General features: G+C 67.1%; 14 protein-coding genes. 13 read left to right on the plus strand and 1 reads right to left on the minus strand.

The genetic code is table 11. From position 1 onward, the window contains the following. The first annotated feature begins 7 nt into the window (after nt 1-7). From ACSFA0_RS12580 to tolA, 13 genes are read left to right on the plus strand one after another with little or no spacing between them, the layout of a single operon-like run. Complete coding sequence (locus tag ACSFA0_RS12580; RefSeq protein WP_435450503.1) at nt 8-2,944, plus strand: pilus assembly protein; 2,937 nt, start codon at nt 8-10, stop codon at nt 2,942-2,944. Beyond that, the gene (locus ACSFA0_RS12585) at nt 2,941-3,240 is read left to right on the plus strand and encodes a hypothetical protein (RefSeq protein ID WP_435450504.1); all 300 of its coding nucleotides are present in this window, start codon (nt 2,941-2,943) and stop codon (nt 3,238-3,240) included. Before ACSFA0_RS12580 ends, ACSFA0_RS12585 begins: the two co-directional genes overlap by 4 nt. Next, entirely contained in the window at nt 3,237-3,668 is a 432-nt protein-coding gene (locus ACSFA0_RS12590; RefSeq protein WP_435450505.1) for a type IV pilin protein, read from the plus strand. Before ACSFA0_RS12585 ends, ACSFA0_RS12590 begins: the two co-directional genes overlap by 4 nt. Before the next feature lie 39 nt (nt 3,669-3,707). After that, complete coding sequence (gene ribD, locus ACSFA0_RS12595; protein WP_435450506.1) at nt 3,708-4,811, plus strand: bifunctional diaminohydroxyphosphoribosylaminopyrimidine deaminase/5-amino-6-(5-phosphoribosylamino)uracil reductase RibD; 1,104 nt, start codon at nt 3,708-3,710, stop codon at nt 4,809-4,811. A gap of 49 nt (nt 4,812-4,860) precedes the next feature. Further along, nucleotides 4,861-5,511 carry a riboflavin synthase gene (locus ACSFA0_RS12600; RefSeq protein WP_435450507.1) on the plus strand — a complete coding sequence of 217 codons (651 nt, stop codon included), beginning with the start codon at nt 4,861-4,863 and terminating at the stop codon, nt 5,509-5,511. Continuing rightward, nucleotides 5,508-6,662 carry a bifunctional 3,4-dihydroxy-2-butanone-4-phosphate synthase/GTP cyclohydrolase II gene (ribBA, locus tag ACSFA0_RS12605; protein WP_435450508.1) on the plus strand — a complete coding sequence of 385 codons (1,155 nt, stop codon included), beginning with the start codon at nt 5,508-5,510 and terminating at the stop codon, nt 6,660-6,662. The genes ACSFA0_RS12600 and ribBA overlap by 4 nt, the downstream gene beginning before the upstream one ends. A gap of 4 nt (nt 6,663-6,666) precedes the next feature. Further along, a complete protein-coding gene (ribH, locus tag ACSFA0_RS12610) occupies nt 6,667-7,131 on the plus strand; it encodes a 6,7-dimethyl-8-ribityllumazine synthase (RefSeq protein WP_435450509.1) in 465 nt (154 codons plus the stop codon). Further along, on the plus strand, nt 7,128-7,664 hold the full coding sequence (gene nusB / locus ACSFA0_RS12615; RefSeq protein ID WP_435450510.1) for a transcription antitermination factor NusB: 537 nt from the start codon (nt 7,128-7,130) through the stop codon (nt 7,662-7,664). The genes ribH and nusB overlap by 4 nt, the downstream gene beginning before the upstream one ends. Continuing rightward, a complete protein-coding gene (locus ACSFA0_RS12620) occupies nt 7,661-8,845 on the plus strand; it encodes a pyridoxal phosphate-dependent aminotransferase (RefSeq protein ID WP_435450511.1) in 1,185 nt (394 codons plus the stop codon). Before nusB ends, ACSFA0_RS12620 begins: the two co-directional genes overlap by 4 nt. After that, a complete protein-coding gene (gene ybgC / locus ACSFA0_RS12625; RefSeq protein WP_435450512.1) occupies nt 8,842-9,279 on the plus strand; it encodes a tol-pal system-associated acyl-CoA thioesterase in 438 nt (145 codons plus the stop codon). The genes ACSFA0_RS12620 and ybgC overlap by 4 nt, the downstream gene beginning before the upstream one ends. Further along, on the plus strand, nt 9,276-9,986 hold the full coding sequence (gene tolQ / locus ACSFA0_RS12630) for a protein TolQ (protein ID WP_435450513.1): 711 nt from the start codon (nt 9,276-9,278) through the stop codon (nt 9,984-9,986). Before ybgC ends, tolQ begins: the two co-directional genes overlap by 4 nt. A 24-nt stretch (nt 9,987-10,010) precedes the next feature. Then, complete coding sequence (locus ACSFA0_RS12635) at nt 10,011-10,448, plus strand: ExbD/TolR family protein (RefSeq protein ID WP_435450514.1); 438 nt, start codon at nt 10,011-10,013, stop codon at nt 10,446-10,448. 3 nt (nt 10,449-10,451) lie between these two features. After that, nucleotides 10,452-11,450, plus strand: a complete 999-nt coding sequence (gene tolA / locus ACSFA0_RS12640) for a cell envelope integrity protein TolA (RefSeq protein WP_435450515.1) — start codon at nt 10,452-10,454, stop codon at nt 11,448-11,450. A 23-nt stretch (nt 11,451-11,473) separates the two neighbouring features. On the opposite strand, the gene dnaE is transcribed toward tolA, so the two are convergent. Then, on the minus strand, nt 11,474-14,989 hold the full coding sequence (gene dnaE, locus ACSFA0_RS12645) for a DNA polymerase III subunit alpha (RefSeq protein ID WP_435450516.1): 3,516 nt from the start codon (nt 14,987-14,989) through the stop codon (nt 11,474-11,476). Between the last annotated feature and the right edge of the window lie 174 nt (nt 14,990-15,163).

A 15,163-nucleotide genomic window follows, 5' to 3' on the forward strand; every position in this document is an offset into this window, starting at 1 on the left:
GATCACCATGCCTTCAACCCCGACCTTCAAACGGTCAGCATTCAGCTTGCTTGCGGCAGCGCTGGCTGCGCCGCTGGCCACAGTTGCCGCACCGCTCACGCTGAGCACGGCGCCGGCTGGAACAAAGTTCAAGCCGGCCGCGCCGAACGTCATCGTTTCCGTCGACGATTCGGGCAGCATGGGATTCAGTGGAATGGCCACGCTCAGGGACGCGCTGCGCGACACCTTCAGCGCAACCAACGTTCCGGACGGCGAGATCCGCTTGGCATGGCAAGCGATGTCGGGATGTTTCAGAATCCCCAGCGGCGGCGACTGCAAGAACGAGAACGAGCTGCGCGTTCTCGATGCCGCGCAACGTCGACGGTTCATGACCTGGGTCGACACCCTCACCGTTCGAAGCGGGACGCCCTCTCACCGAATGCTCTTCAACGCCGGTGAATACTTGAAGTCGGAGCCGGGCGTGAACAGTCCTTGGGCCAGCGTCCCCGGGGTGCGTCAGGAACCCATGCTCAGCTGTCGCAAGGCCTACAACCTGTTCATGACCGACGGTGGGTGGAACAGCCCGTTCGGCAACGGAAATGGTGGCCCCAACGACAGGACGCCATGGAATGACTCGAACCCGGTCGCTGCGAGCATGATCGGCAACGCAGATGGCACCCGACGCACCCTCGGCGACGGCAGCACCGTCTACGACCTGACAAAAGAAGAAACCCGGGTGTACCGAGACAGCTTCGGATCCGCCCTCTTCGCCAGCGTCCATGGCACGGCGCCGTTGCCGACGCTGTCCGATCTGGCGTTTCACTACTGGGCCACGGATTTGCAGCCGACCATGGCAAACAAGGTCGCGCCGAAGGTGGTCCGCAAGGGAGATCAAAATTTCACGAGCGGCAGTGCCGCGACAACGCTTCCTGAGTTCTGGAACCCGCGCAACGATCCCGCGACCTGGCAGCACATGACGACTTACACGGTCGGCTTCAATGCAGCCGCCAACTGGAACAGCACTGCTGCGGTGCCGAAGTTCGGCACGGACACCTGGACGGGGGACAGCTATGAAGGGCTGGTCACAGGCACTGCGGCATGGACCGACGCCATCTCCGCCAACGAAACGACGCGCATGCCAGAGTTGTGGCACATGGCGCTCAACAGCCGTGGCAAATTCGTGCCCGCTCCGACGGCAAAGTCGTTGTCTGCCGCCTTCAAGGACATCTTGAACGACATTCAGGCGGACAAGTCGACGCCGATCACGTCGGTCGCAGGAAGCTCGTCGTCGTCCCGAATCGGGTCCAGCCTTTTCGCCAGCAGCTATACGGGCACGGACTGGAGTGGACAGGTCCGAGGTTTTGCGGTGAACGCCGGCGCCACGACCGTCACCGAGGGCCTCTGGGGCCAAACCGTCGCCACGTCAGGCAGTCCGGCCGTGCCGCACACGACAGCGACCTTGATGGACGCCGAATCGGCGGACTGGCCGTCGCAACGCTTGGTCCTGTCGTCCAAAACGACGTCTGCAGGAACCGGCGCTTCGTCGACTGTTGGCATCGCGTGGTCCTGGGATAACCTCTCCCCCGGCCAGCAGACGGCGCTTGCAACGGTCGATGGCGTGCTGGACACCAGCCCGACGGCCGTCGCCACGGCCCAGTCGAGACTCTCCTACCTCCGTGGTAACCGAACGCTGGAGCAGGGGCACACGCCCGCGGGACCGTTCCGTACCCGCGGCACCCGGCACGGAGACATCGTCAACTCGCAGATCTGGTACACGGCGGGACGGCCAGCCGCCGGCTACGGCCAAGATGGGTACACCACCTTCCGCACCGACAACGCAACGCGTGCGTCCATGGTCTATGTCGGGGCGAACGACGGCATGCTTCATGGGTTCGACGCCGCCACAGGGCGCGAGCTGATGGCGTACGTTCCCGAAGGCGTTCATGGCGCGCTGCCGCAGCTGACAAAGCCGAACTACCAGCACCGCTATTTCGTCGACGGCTCGCCGTTTACCGCGGACATCTACACGGGCGCCAGCACCAAGTGGCGGACCTATCTGGCCGGCTTTCCAGGCATGGGCGGGAAGGGCTACTTCGTCCTCGACGTCACGACACCGAGCACTTTTGCTACCACGGCCGCGAGCGAACTGGTCGTCCTGGACAAGACCGGCGGAACGCTCGATGCCGATATCGGGCACATCACGGGGACACCGGCCCGAGAGCGCGGCAATACCAGCATCACTCGGCAAATCACCAAGATGAACGACGGTCGCTGGGCGCTGGTGATCGGCAACGGCTACAACAGCAGCAGCGAAAAAGCGGTGCTGCTGATCCAGTATCTCGATGCGGGCAAGGAGCTGGTCAAGCTCACGGCCGATGGCACGGGTGGCAATGGCAATGGCTTGTCCACACCTCGCCTTGTGGATCTGAATGGCGACAACACGCCCGATGCGGTCTACGCAGGCGACCTGCGCGGCAACCTGTGGAAGTTCGACCTGAGCAGCCGCAACGCGAGCGAATGGAACGTCGCCTTCTCGGGCGCCCCGCTTTTTGTAGCCCAGGACGGTGCCCAGACCGCTCAGCGACAGCCCATCGCGACGGCTCCCCTTTGGGTCGCGCACCCCGACGGCGGACTCATGATCGTCTTCGCCACCGGGAAGAACCTCACCGATGCCGATCGCGGCGACACAAGCCGGCAAACCATCTACGGGGTCTACGACAAATTTTCGTCTCCGAGCGCCATCACAGGCGGCCGCACGGTGTTGACCGAGCAAACCGTCAGCGGCACTTCGACGGCGACGACCACCGATTCGCAAAGCGCACTGTGGACCGTTTCCGCCAACGCGGTCGACTACCGGGGCCCCCCCCGCGGCGGGGCTGGTTCCTGGACCTTCCGCTCAGCCGCGAGCGCGCCGTCGACAACCCCGATTGGTTCGCAGGCGACCTGGTCGACATTGCGAGTTTGATTCCGGGCCAGGGCGTTGCGAATCCGGATGAGGAAACCTGCGAAGCGCCTTCCGTCACCAGCAAGCGCTATGTGACCACCCTGAACGCCATTTCCGGCGCTCGCCCCGACTCGAAAATCTATGCGTACACCGAGACCGGCGACTCTCGTTCCAGAATCGAAACCGCGCTCAGCGTCGAGCTCCGAAGCAAAGATGGCAACACGGAAACGGGCGTCAGACCCGACGGAAAGCCATCGACCGTCAGGACCCCGCCCAAGCGCGTGTCGCTCTATCCGAGCTGGAGGCAACTGCAATGACCGGCGCCCGCATGACACGCCGGAGAACCTCGCCGCCCCTCGGATTCACCTTGATCGAAGTGATGATCGTGGTGGCCGTGATCGGGATCCTGACGGCCATCGCACTGCCCAGTTACCAGGAGTACGTGCGACGCGGGCACAGGGCTGAGGCACGCGCTGGACTTCTCCAGGCGGCGCAATGGCTCGAGCGCGTCGCCACGGCTACCGGGGTGTATCCGACCAGTGGCTTCCCGACGGCCTTGCAAAGCGTGCAAGGCGGGCGCTACGCCATTTCGCTGGAGAGCGCCTCCGACAGCGCTTACCTGTTGAAAGCAACACCTCAGGGTGCACAGACCGGCGACAAATGCGGCACCTTCACCTTGACCCAGGCGAACGACCGCGCGGTGACCGACGCGACCGCGACGGCGGATGAATGCTGGGGCCGCTAGCGCGCATAGCGTCTTCGAGGGTCCGGTTATGCTCGTTCAATGATTGATCGGGCCCTTCAGCTCGCCGTCCAGGCTCAAAAGACAGCTTCTCCGAATCCTGCCGTCGGCTGCGTCCTCACCGACGCCGCCGGTCACGTCCTCGGCACCGGCCACACCCAGCCCGTCGGTGGTCCGCACGCCGAAGTGATGGCCTTGCGCGACGCCGCCGCGCGCGGCCATTCGGTTGAAGGTGCCACGGCCTACGTCACGCTGGAGCCCTGCGCCCACCACGGTCGCACCGGCCCGTGCTGCGACGCGCTGATCGCCGCCGGCATCCGCCGGGTCGTGGCGTCGATCGCCGACCCGAATCCGCTGGTGGCCGGACAGGGTTTCGAGCGACTGCGCGCGGCAGGCATCGACGTCGAGGTCGGGCCCGGCGCCATCGAATCGCGCGAGCTCAACATCGGCTTCTTCAGTCGCATGGTGCGCAAGACGCCATGGGTGCGCATGAAGACCGCGGCGTCGCTCGACGGCAAGACGGCGCTCGCGAATGGCGCCAGCCAGTGGATCACCGGCGAAGCCGCCCGCGCCGACGGCCACGCCTGGCGGGCGCGGGCCAGCGCGGTGCTGACCGGCGTCGGCACGCTGATCGAAGACAACCCCCGCCTCGATGTGCGCGGCGTCGAGACGCCGCGCCAACCGAACCTGGTGATCATCGACAGCCGTCTGCAGACCCCGCCCGACGCCCGGCTGTTCGACATCCCCGGCCGCCAGGTCTGGATTTACGCGGCCCGCCGCGACGAGGCGCTCGCCGCCGCGCTGGAGGCCAAGGGCGCCACGGTGACCGTCCTGGCCAACGTCGACGGCAAGGTCGACCTGGCTGCCATGCTGCGTGACCTGGCCGCGCGCGAGGTCAACGAACTGCACGTGGAGGCCGGCCACAAGCTCAACGGGTCGCTGATGCGAGAAGGCCTGGTCGACGAGCTGCTGGTGTACCTGGCGCCCAAGTTCCTGGGCGACGGCTTCGGGATGGCGAGCCAGCCCTACGCCGGTGGCGCACTGACCGAACTGGCCGGCGCCCTCGCCCTCGACTTTCGTGCAGTCGACCGTTTCGGCCCCGATCTGCGCATCCTCGCGCGGGTGCACGGACGCGATTTGTTCTGAGCTTCGGTCGCGCAGGGAGCGCTCCCGCGTTCTCTGCGAAAATGCGGGAATGTTCACCGGCATCATCACCGGCGTAGGGCGCATCGCCGCCGTACGCAACCTCGGAAGCTCCTCCTCTCACGGCAAGCGCCTCAGCATCGCCGTACCGCCGGGCTATCTCGACGACGTCGGCCTCGGCGACAGCATTGCGCTCAACGGCGCCTGCATGACGGTCACCACGCTCGACCCGGCGCAGCAGCAGTTCACCATCGACATCTCTGCCGAATCGCTCGACAAGACCGCCGGCCTCGCTCAAGAGGATGCCTCGGTCAACCTCGAAAAGGCACTGCGCGCGGACGACCGGCTGGGCGGGCATATCGTGTCGGGCCACGTCGACGGCATCGGCCGCGTGACGCGCTTCGCACCCGTCGGCGAAAGCTGGGAACTGCGCATCCTGGCGCCGCAGGCGCTGGCCCGGTTCCTGGCGTACAAGGGTTCGATCACCGTCAACGGCGTGAGCCTGACGGTGAACACCGTGACCGACACGGCCGACGGCAGCGAGATCAGCATCAACCTCATCCCCCACACGGTGGAGAACACCTCGCTCGGCACCTTGCAGGCGGGCAGCGCAGTGAACCTCGAGATCGACACCGTGGCGCGCTACGTGGAGCGCATGCTCCAGGCCGGCGCCCTCCCCGTTCCGCAGAAAGACACACCATGAACGCCTCCGTCACGCCCATCGCGGGCACCCGCAACGGACGCACGCCCGCGCCCATCTCGCCCGTGAGCGAGATCGTGGCCGAGCTCGCCGCCGGCCGCATGGTCATCCTGGTGGACGAGGAAGACCGCGAGAACGAAGGCGACATCGTCATCGCGGCCGACCACATCACGGCAGACTCGATCAACTTCATGGCGCGCCACGCCCGCGGCCTGATCTGCCTGACCCTGTCGCGCGACATGTGCGAGCGGCTGAACCTGCCGCCGATGGTGGCGCGCAACGGCGCCAAGCACTCCACCGCCTTCACGGTGTCGATCGAAGCCGCCGAGGGCGTGACGACCGGCATCTCGGCCGCCGACCGCGCGCGCACCGTGCAGGCGGCCGTCGCCCGCAATGCCGTCGCCGCCGACCTGGTGCAGCCCGGCCACATCTTTCCGCTGCAGGCGGTCGACGGCGGCGTGCTGATGCGCGCCGGCCACACCGAAGCAGGCTGCGACCTGGCCGCCATGGCCGGCTGCTCGCCGGCCTCCGTCATCTGCGAGGTGATGAACGAGGACGGCACCATGGCGCGGCTGCCCGATCTGCAGATCTTCGCCGCCGAACACGGCCTGAAGATCGGCACCATCGCCGCCCTGATCGAGCACCGCAGCCGCACCGAGTCACTCGTGCGCAAGGTCGGCTCGCGCGAGATCAACACCGCCTGGGGCAGCTTCATCGCCCACGCCTTCCAGGACAAGCCGAGCAACGGCGTGCACCTGGCGCTGGTGCGCGGCAGCTGGGGCCCCGACGAGGCTGTGGCCGTGCGCGTGCACGAACCGCTGTCGGTGCTCGACGCGCTCGAGGTCAACCGCTCGCTCCATTCGTGGAGCCTGGACGCCAGCCTGGCCTACATCGCGTCGCAGAACAAGGGCGTCGCCGTGCTGCTGAACTGCGGAGAAACCGGCGAAGAGTTGCTGGCCCAGTTCGATGGCACCGCGCGCCCCGCGCAGGCGCCCGAGCGCGGCCGCATGGACCTGCGCACTTATGGCGTGGGCGCACAGATCCTGCGCGATTGCGGCGTGCACAAGATGCAACTGCTGGGCACACCGCGCCGCATGCCCAGCATGGCGGCGGGCTACGGCATCGAAATCACCGGCTACATCCACAAGGACTGACATCGTGCTTCATGCAAACAAGGGCGCCGACGCGCCACTCGACGGCAAGGGCCTCCGCATCGGCGTGGTGCAGGCGCGTTTCAACGCGGACATCACCGACGCACTCGCGAAGGCCTGCCTGCGCGAACTCATCGCGCTGGGCGTGGAAGAGGACGACATCGACCATGTCCAGGTGCCGGGCGCCCTCGAAGTGCCCATCGTGCTGCAGGCCATGGCGCGGCGCGGCGGCTACCACGCGCTGGTGGCGCTGGGCTGCATCATCCGCGGCGAGACCTACCACTTCGAGCTCGTCGCCAACGAGTCCGGCGCGAGCGTCAGCCGCGTCGCGCTCGATGGGCACCTGCCGATCGCCAACGCGATCCTCACCACCGAAAACCTCCAACAGGCCGTGGCGCGGCAGACCGACAAGGGTCGCGACGCAGCCCGGGTCGCCGTCGAGATGGCGCGCCTCCTGGCAACGCTCAAATGACCGACTCCTCCCCCAAAGAAACCAGCGCCAAGCCGCGTCAAAGCCGCACGGGCCTGACGGCCACCGGCGCACGCAAGGCCGCCGCCAAGTCCAACCGCAGCCGCTCGCGCGAGTTCGCCCTTCAGGCGCTGTACCAGCATCTGGTGGGCCACAACGACCCGACCGACATCGACCATTTCACGCGCGACCTGGCCGGCTTCCACAAGGCCGATGCCGCGCACTACGACGCCCTGCTGCACGGCTCGATCCGCGAGGAGAGCGAACTCGACGCGATGATCGTGCCGCTGCTCGACCGCAAGCTGGCCGAGATCTCGCCGGTCGAACATGCCGTGATGTGGATCGGCGTCTACGAGTTCAAGCACTGCCTCGACGTGCCGTGGCGCGTGGTGCTCAACGAATGCATCGAGCTCGCCAAGGAATTCGGCGGCACCGACGGCCACAAGTACGTCAACGCCGTGCTCAACGGCCTGGCGCCGCAGCTGCGCAGCCTGGAGGTCGAAGCGGATCGCGCGTCCGGAAAGGCGCGCGCATGAGGATCTCTTCGCGTGCCGAGAAGATCGAACCCTTCTATGTGATGGAGGTCGCGAAGGCCGCCGGTGCACTGGCCCGCGAAGTCGCCACGACCGACCGCCCGATGATCTTCCTGAACATCGGCGAGCCGGATTTCACCGCGCCGCCGCTGGTGCAGGAAGCGGCCATGCGCGCCGTGCGCGCCGGCGCCACGCAATACACGCAGGCCATGGGCCTCGACCTGCTGCGCGAGCGCATCAGCGACTGGTACCGCCAGCGCTTCGGCGTCGAGGTGCCGGCCCGGCGCATCGTGATCACCGCTGGCGCCTCCGCCGCCTTGCAGCTGGCCTGCCTGGCGCTGATCGAAGCCGGCGACGAGATCCTGCTGCCCGACCCCAGCTACCCCTGCAACCGGCATTTCGTGACGGCGGCCGACGGCCGTGCCGTTCTCGTGCCGACCACGGCCGCCGAACGCTTCCAGCTGAGCGCAGACAAGGTCGAAGCCGCCTGGACCGACAAGACGCGCGGCGTGCTGCTGGCGTCGCCTTCGAACCCCACGGGCACCTCGATCGCACCGGACGAACTGCGCCGCATCCACGAAGTGGTATCCCAGCGCGGCGGCATCACGTTGATCGACGAGATCTATCTCGGTCTGTCGCACGACGACCAGTTCGGCCAGACTGCGCTCGCCATCGACGACCAGGTCATCAGCATCAACAGCTTCAGCAAGTACTTCAACATGACCGGTTGGCGCCTCGGCTGGCTGGTGGTGCCCGACGCCATCGTTCCGGCGGTCGAACGGCTCGCGCAGAACCTGTTCATCTGCGCCAGCACGGTCGCGCAGTACGCAGCGCTCGCCTGCTTCGAGGCGGAGAGCATCGCCGAGTACGAACGCCGCCGTGCGGAATTCAAGGCGCGGCGTGACTGGTTCATTCCGCAGCTGAACGCGCTGGGCCTCGACGTGCCGGTGGTGCCCGACGGTGCGTTCTACGCCTGGGCCGATTGCTCCGCCTTCGCGCGCCAACTCGGCATCGACGGCAGCTGGGACTTTTCCTTCGAGCTGATGAAGCGTGCGCACGTCGCCGTCACGCCTGGCCGCGACTTCGGCACGGCCAAGACGGCGCGCTTCGTCCGATTCTCGACGGCCAGCTCGATGGCGCACCTCGAAGAAGCCATCGCGCGACTGAAGACACTGGCCGGATGAGTTTCCAGTTCCCGATCCGCATCTACTGGGAAGACACCGATGCCGGCGGCATCGTGTTCTACGCCAACTACCTGAAGTTCATGGAACGCGCGCGCACCGAGTGGCTGCGTTCCCTCGGCATCGGGCAGCAGGCGCTGCGCGAGCAAAGCGGCGGCATGTTCGTCGTGAGCGAGACGCAACTCAAGTACCACCGGCCGGCCCGCCTCGACGACGAACTGCTTGTTACGGCCGAGTTGCGTCAGACCGGCGCCGCGTCGGCCACAATCGCCCAGCGCGTGCTCTCCAAGGACGAGCCGACCCTGCTGCTGTGCGAAGGCACGATCCGCATCGGCTGGGTCGACGCCGCCACCCTGCGGCCGTCGCGCATTCCTGCCGATGTCGCGGGAACCCTCGAGCGCGAATGCCGCTCCATCTCCCAACCGTTGAAGCCATGAACAACCAAGACCTCTCGATCATCAACCTCCTGCTGCACGCCAGCTTCGTCGTGCAACTGGTCGTGGCGCTGCTGATCGGCATCTCGATCGCGAGCTGGGCCGCCATCATCCGCAAGTACTTCGCGCTCAAGCGCATGCGCGCGCTCAACGACGATTTCGAGCGCGAGTTCTGGTCGGGTACCAGCCTGAACGAGCTGTTCTCGTCGGCTGCGCAGAACGCCAAGTTCGCCGGCCCGATGGAGCGCATCTTCGCCTCCGGCATGCGCGAATACCAGAAGCTGCGCGAGCGCAACGTCTCCGATGCGCCCACCCTGCTCGACGGCGCCCGCCGCGCGATGCGCGCGAGCTTCCAGCGCGAGATGGACGTGGCCGAATCCAACCTGTCCTTCCTGGCGACGGTCGGCTCGGTGTCGCCCTACGTCGGCCTGTTCGGCACGGTGTGGGGGATCATGCATGCGTTCACCGGCTTGGCCGCGCTCGCCCAGGTGACGCTCGCCAGCGTGGCGCCCGGCATCGCCGAGGCGCTGGTCGCCACCGCCATCGGCCTGTTCGCCGCGATTCCCGCGGTGGTCGGCTACAACCGATTCGCCCGCGAGATCGACAAGATCGCCATCGCGCTGGAGACCTTCACCGAAGAGTTCTCCAACATCCTGCAGCGCAACCTGTCGACGCACGTGGCGTCGCAGGGCTCGGCCACCGGCCGCTGATCCAGCCAAGAACGGACCGACCCCATGCCCGGCGTTTCCTCCCGCGGCCGCGGCCGCCGCACGATCAACGAGATCAACATGGTCCCGTTCATCGACGTGATGCTGGTGCTGCTGATCATCTTCATGGTCACCGCACCCCTCATCACGCCGAGCGTGATCAACCTGCCCAGTGTCGACCGCGCCAACAAGCAGCCCGACAAGCCGATCGAGATCGTCATCAAGACCGACGACGAGATCCAGGTCAAGAAGGACCCCTCCACCGGCAGCGGCGGCACCAACGTGCCCTTCACGCAGATCGGTGCGGCCGTGAAGGCGGCGCAAGATGGCGACGCGCAGCGCCCCGTGGTCATCAGCGCCGACAAGACGGTGAAGTACGAGACAGTCGTGAAGGCGATGAACGAACTCAAGCGCGCCGGCGTCGAGCGCGTCGGCCTTTCGGTCACGACGACGGGCGCGAAGTAAGGCATGTCGCTCGCAGCAGACCGCCCCGAGTTCGCTCCCCCACCGCCGCGCGGCACGCCGCGCGCCATTGCGCTCGCCCTGGTCGCGCACGTGGCGCTGATCGCTGCGCTGACCTGGGGCGTGAACTGGAAGCGCGACACGGAAAGCGATGCGGTCGAAGCGGAAATCTGGTCGACCACGGTCCAGCAAGCCGCGCCGCGCCTGTCGCAGCCACCTGCGCCGACCCCGGCGCCCGCGCCGGCACCGACACCGGCGCCTCCTCCACCCCCGCCCCCCCCACCGCCGCCGCAGGTACGCGCCCCCGAACCGCCCCCGCCGCGCGAGCCCGACATCGCGCTCGAGCGCGAGAAGAAGTTGAAGGAACAGAAAGAACAGAAGGAGCGCGAACTGGCGCAGGCCAAACAGCAGCAGGCGAAGGCCGAGGCCGCCCGCAAGGCCGCCCAGGAGAAGAAGGAACTCGAGGCCAAGCGTCGCGCCGAGGAAGAGGCCGAGGCGCGTCAGGAGGCCAAGGAAAAGGCCCAGCTCGAAGCACGCAAGAAGAAGGAAGCCGAGGCCAAGCAGCAGCAGCAGGCCGAAGCCGCCGCTGCGGCCGCCGCCAAGAAGAAGGAAGCAGACGCCAAGCAGGCCGCCGCCGACCGCGCCGCCACGCTCAAGCGCATGCAGGGCCTGGCCGGCGCCAGTGGCAGCGACAGCGCCACGGGTACCGCGCTCAAGTCGTCGGGCCCTTCGGGCAGCTACGGCGGCAAGGTGGCTGCCGTGGTCCGACCGAACGTGGTGTTTCCCGATGCCGACCTGGTCAGCGGCAACCCAGCCGCCGAGTTCGACGTGCGTCTGGCGCCCGACGGCACCATCGTCGGCACGCCGAAGCTCCTCAAGTCGAGCGGGCTGCCCGCCTGGGACCAGGCGGCGCTGCGCGCACTGCAGAAGACCGAGAAGCTGCCGCGCGATGTGGACGGCCGCGTCCCGCCTTCGCTCATCCTCGAGCTTCGGCCGAAACGCTGAGCTGAGCCAGCGGATCGCCGCCCTCAGTCGTAGACGACGGCGGCCTTCCCGGCCTCGGCCTGCGCGGTCCAGCTGGCCAGCGCGGCATCGGTCGGGAAGAACTTGGCGCTTTCCCCCAGTTGCAGTTCCACCTGCGCCCCGTTGCGCGCCAGCGAAAGACGCACCGGCAGCCCGTTGCGCAGCTCCCCCGCCTCGCTCACCTCGATGCGCGGCGGAAAGTCCTTCACCAGCCGGGCGATGTCCGGCGCCTTGCCGTTCACCGCCACCCGCAGGAACTTGCCGAAGCGGCAGCGCGCGGCGGCGAGGTCCCAGACCTGCTGCACCTGGAAGCGCGCCTCGAAGCCGCCGCGACCAGGCTGCAGCCGGCCGCTGACGATGACGAGTTCGTCGTCCTTGAGCGTGTTGCGGTTGGCGTCGAGCACGGCCTGGTCCGCCGTCGCCTCGATCGAATCGGACTTGTCGTCGAGCTTGAAGATCGCCAGCCGGCCGCGTTGCCCGTTGATGACCCGCAGGTCGCTCACGATGCCGGCGATGACCTGTTGCTCGCGGCCGTCCATCAGCTCGTCGATCGGCCGCTTGCAGAAGCGCCGCACCTCGTGCGCCACTTCGTCGAACAGGTGGCCCGACAGGTAGAAGCCGACGGCGGTCTTCTCATAGGTCAAACGCTCCTTCACTCCCCAGGGCGTGGCCTCGACCAGGTCCGGCTCCTGCGCGGCAGAGCCGTGCTCGCAGTCGCCGAAGATGTCGACCTGCGCGGCGTTCGCGTCGGTCGCCGCGGCGAAGTCGAAGGCGCGATCGATCGACGCGACCAGCGACGCGCGGTTCTGTTGGATGGCGTCGAAGGCGCCGGCCTTGATCAGCGCTTCGACCGTGCGCTTGTTGATGCGCTGGCGATCGATGCGCACGCAGAAGTTGAACAGGCTGGTGAAGGGGCCGCCCTCTTCCCGCGCCTTGACGATGGCTTCCACCGCCAGTTGGCCGGTGCCCTTCACCGCGCCCAACCCGTAGCGGATCACCTTGTCGGTGACCGGCTCGAAGCGGTAACGGCCGCGGTTCACGTCCGGCGGCTCGAACGTCATGCCGAAGTTCTTGACCGCGTCCTCGAACAGCACCTTGAGCTTGTCGGTGTCGTCCATTTCCACGGTCATGTTCGCGCAGTAGAACTCCGCCGTGTAGTGGACCTTGAGCCAGCCCGTGTGGTACGCCAGCAGCGAGTAGGCGGCGGCGTGCGACTTGTTGAAGCCGTAGCCCGCGAACTTCTCCATCAAGTCGAAGATCTCGTCGGCCTTCTCCTGGACGATGCCGTGCGTGGCCAATGCGCCGGCGCGGAACTTCTCGCGGTGCTCGGCCATTTCTTCGGCCTTCTTCTTGCCCATCGCGCGGCGCAACAGGTCGGCGCCGCCCAGGCTGTAGCCGCCCAGGATCTGCGCGGTCTGCATCACCTGTTCCTGGTAGACCATGATCCCGTAGGTCTCGGACAGCATGTGGGCCACCGCCGGATGCGGGTACTCGACCTCCTCGCGGCCGTGCTTGCGCGCCACGAAGCTGGGGATCAGGTCCATCGGGCCGGGTCGGTACAACGCGTTCAACGCGATCAGGTCTTCCAGCCGGGTCGGCCGCGCGTCCTTGAGCATGCCCTGCATGCCGCGCGATTCGAACTGGAACACCGCCTCGGTCTTGCCGTCGGAGAAGAGCCGGTAGGTGGCCGCATCGTCGAGCTTGATGTCCTCGTAGTTGAAGCCCTCCTGGCCCTTGTGGCGCTTGGCGATGAACTCGCGTGCGATCTCCAGGATGGTCAGCGTGGCCAGGCCCAAGAAGTCGAACTTGACCAGGCCCACGGCCTCCACGTCGTCCTTGTCGTACTGGCTCACGGCCGAGTCACTGCCCGGCTGCTGGTAGAGCGGCGTGAAGTCGGTCAGCTTGCCCGGCGCGATGAGCACACCGCCCGCGTGCATGCCGATGTTGCGGGTCATGCCTTCGAGCTTCTGCGCGAGCTCGACGAGCATGCGCACTTCCTCTTCCTTCTCGATGCGGGCGGCGAGCAGCGGCTCGGCGGCGATCGCGTACTTCTCCTTGTCGGCTTCTGACAGATTGGCCGGCGGGTACTGGATCGTCACCGGCTTGCCCGGCTTGTTCGGGATGAGCTTGCTGATGCCGTCGCAGAACATGTAGCTCATGTCCAGCACGCGGCCCACGTCGCGGATGGCGGCGCGTGCGGCCATCGTGCCGAAGGTGGCGATCTGGCTGACGGCGTCGCGGCCGTACTTGTCCTTCACGTAGTCGATCACGCGGTCGCGGTTGCCCTGGCAGAAGTCGATGTCGAAGTCGGGCATCGAAACGCGTTCGGGGTTCAGGAAACGTTCGAACAGCAGGTTGTATTCGAGCGGGTCCAGGTCGGTGATCTTCAGCGCGTAGGCCACCAGCGATCCTGCCCCCGACCCCCGGCCCGGGCCGACCGGGCAGCCGTTGCCCTTGGCCCACTTGATGAAGTCGCCCACGATCAGGAAGTAGCCGGGAAAGCCCATCTTCAAAATCGTGTTGATCTCGAACTCGAGCCGCTCGACATAGCGGGGTCGCTCGGCGTCGCGCTTGGCCACGTCCGGGTAGAGGTGCGCCAGGCGCGCCTCGAGACCCTCGAAGGATTCGACGCGGAAGAACTCGTCGATCGGCATGCGCACGCCGTCGCTGACGAAGGGCGTCGGAAAGTCAGGCAGCTGCGGCTTGCCGAGCACCAGCGTCAGATTGCAGCGCTTGGCGATCTCGACCGTGTTGGCGATGGCGCTCGGCACGTCGGCGAAGAGCGACTCCATCTCGGCGGCCGATTTGAAGTACTGGTCGCGGGTGAATTTGCGCACGCGACGCGGGTTGCCGAGGATTTCGCCCTCGGAGATACAGACGCGCGCCTCGTGCGCCTCGAAGTCGTCGGGCTGGGCGAACTGCACCGGGTGCGTGGCCACCACCGGCAGGCTCAGCCGCGCGGCCAGTTGCACGGCCGCGATCACATGCGGCTCGTCTTCCGGCCGACCGGCGCGCTGCAGCTCGATGTAGAAGCGATGCGGGAACAGGCCCGCGAGCTGCAGCGCGACTTCGGCCGCGCGCTCCGCCTGCCCTTGCAGCAGCGCAGCGCCCAACGGGCCGGCCTGCGCGCCCGACAGCGCGATCAGCCCGCCATTGAGTTCCTGCAGCCACGCCAGCTTGCAGGCCGGTTGCGCCTGCCCGCGGCTCACGTTCTGCGTCCAGGCGCGCGCCAGCAGCTCGGAGAGGTGCAGATAGCCCTCGGTGTTCTGCACCAGCAGGATGATGCGGGTGAGCGCGCCGGGCTCGCCCAGCCCGTCGACAAAGACTTCGGCGCCCAGCACCGGCTTGACCCCGGCGCCGCGCGCTTCCTTGTAGAACTTGACGCCGCCGAACAGGTTGTTCAGGTCGGTGATGGCCAGCGCGGGCTGGCGGTCGGCCTTGGCGGCGGCGACGACTTCGTCGATGCGGTTGGTACCGTCGACGACGGAGAATTCGGTGTGGAGACGCAGGTGCACGAACATCGCGTCATTGTAGGAAGCCGACTGCCCGGGCGGGGTGCACCGGCGTGTGCTAGGCAGCATTCACCACCGCTTGCGCAGCAGGGTCGCGTCGCCATTTCGCATCGGTCGAAAGCGATACCCCCAGGGGACGTGAACTTATGCCGAAGGAGGGCCGCGCGCCCGGCCGAAGCCATC

This window comes from Variovorax restrictus (assembly GCF_051216715.1).
Classification (GTDB): Bacteria; Pseudomonadota; Gammaproteobacteria; order Burkholderiales; family Burkholderiaceae_C; genus Variovorax.

Bases quoted from the DNA above. Each gene is read 5' to 3' on its own strand.
- ACSFA0_RS12600 (WP_435450507.1), top strand. From the start codon at position 4,861: ATGTTCACCGGCATCATCACCGGCGTAGGGCGCATCGCCGCCGTACGC.
- ACSFA0_RS12620 (WP_435450511.1), top strand. From the start codon at position 7,661: ATGAGGATCTCTTCGCGTGCCGAGAAGATCGAACCCTTCTATGTGATG.
- ribBA (WP_435450508.1), top strand. From the start codon at position 5,508: ATGAACGCCTCCGTCACGCCCATCGCGGGCACCCGCAACGGACGCACG.
- ribD (WP_435450506.1), top strand. From the start codon at position 3,708: ATGATTGATCGGGCCCTTCAGCTCGCCGTCCAGGCTCAAAAGACAGCT.
- ybgC (WP_435450512.1), top strand. From the start codon at position 8,842: ATGAGTTTCCAGTTCCCGATCCGCATCTACTGGGAAGACACCGATGCC.
- dnaE (WP_435450516.1), bottom strand. From the start codon at position 14,989: ATGTTCGTGCACCTGCGTCTCCACACCGAATTCTCCGTCGTCGACGGT.
- tolQ (WP_435450513.1), top strand. From the start codon at position 9,276: ATGAACAACCAAGACCTCTCGATCATCAACCTCCTGCTGCACGCCAGC.
- tolA (WP_435450515.1), top strand. From the start codon at position 10,452: ATGTCGCTCGCAGCAGACCGCCCCGAGTTCGCTCCCCCACCGCCGCGC.
- nusB (WP_435450510.1), top strand. From the start codon at position 7,128: ATGACCGACTCCTCCCCCAAAGAAACCAGCGCCAAGCCGCGTCAAAGC.
- ACSFA0_RS12590 (WP_435450505.1), top strand. From the start codon at position 3,237: ATGACCGGCGCCCGCATGACACGCCGGAGAACCTCGCCGCCCCTCGGA.
- ACSFA0_RS12635 (WP_435450514.1), top strand. From the start codon at position 10,011: ATGCCCGGCGTTTCCTCCCGCGGCCGCGGCCGCCGCACGATCAACGAG.
- ACSFA0_RS12580 (WP_435450503.1), top strand. From the start codon at position 8: ATGCCTTCAACCCCGACCTTCAAACGGTCAGCATTCAGCTTGCTTGCG.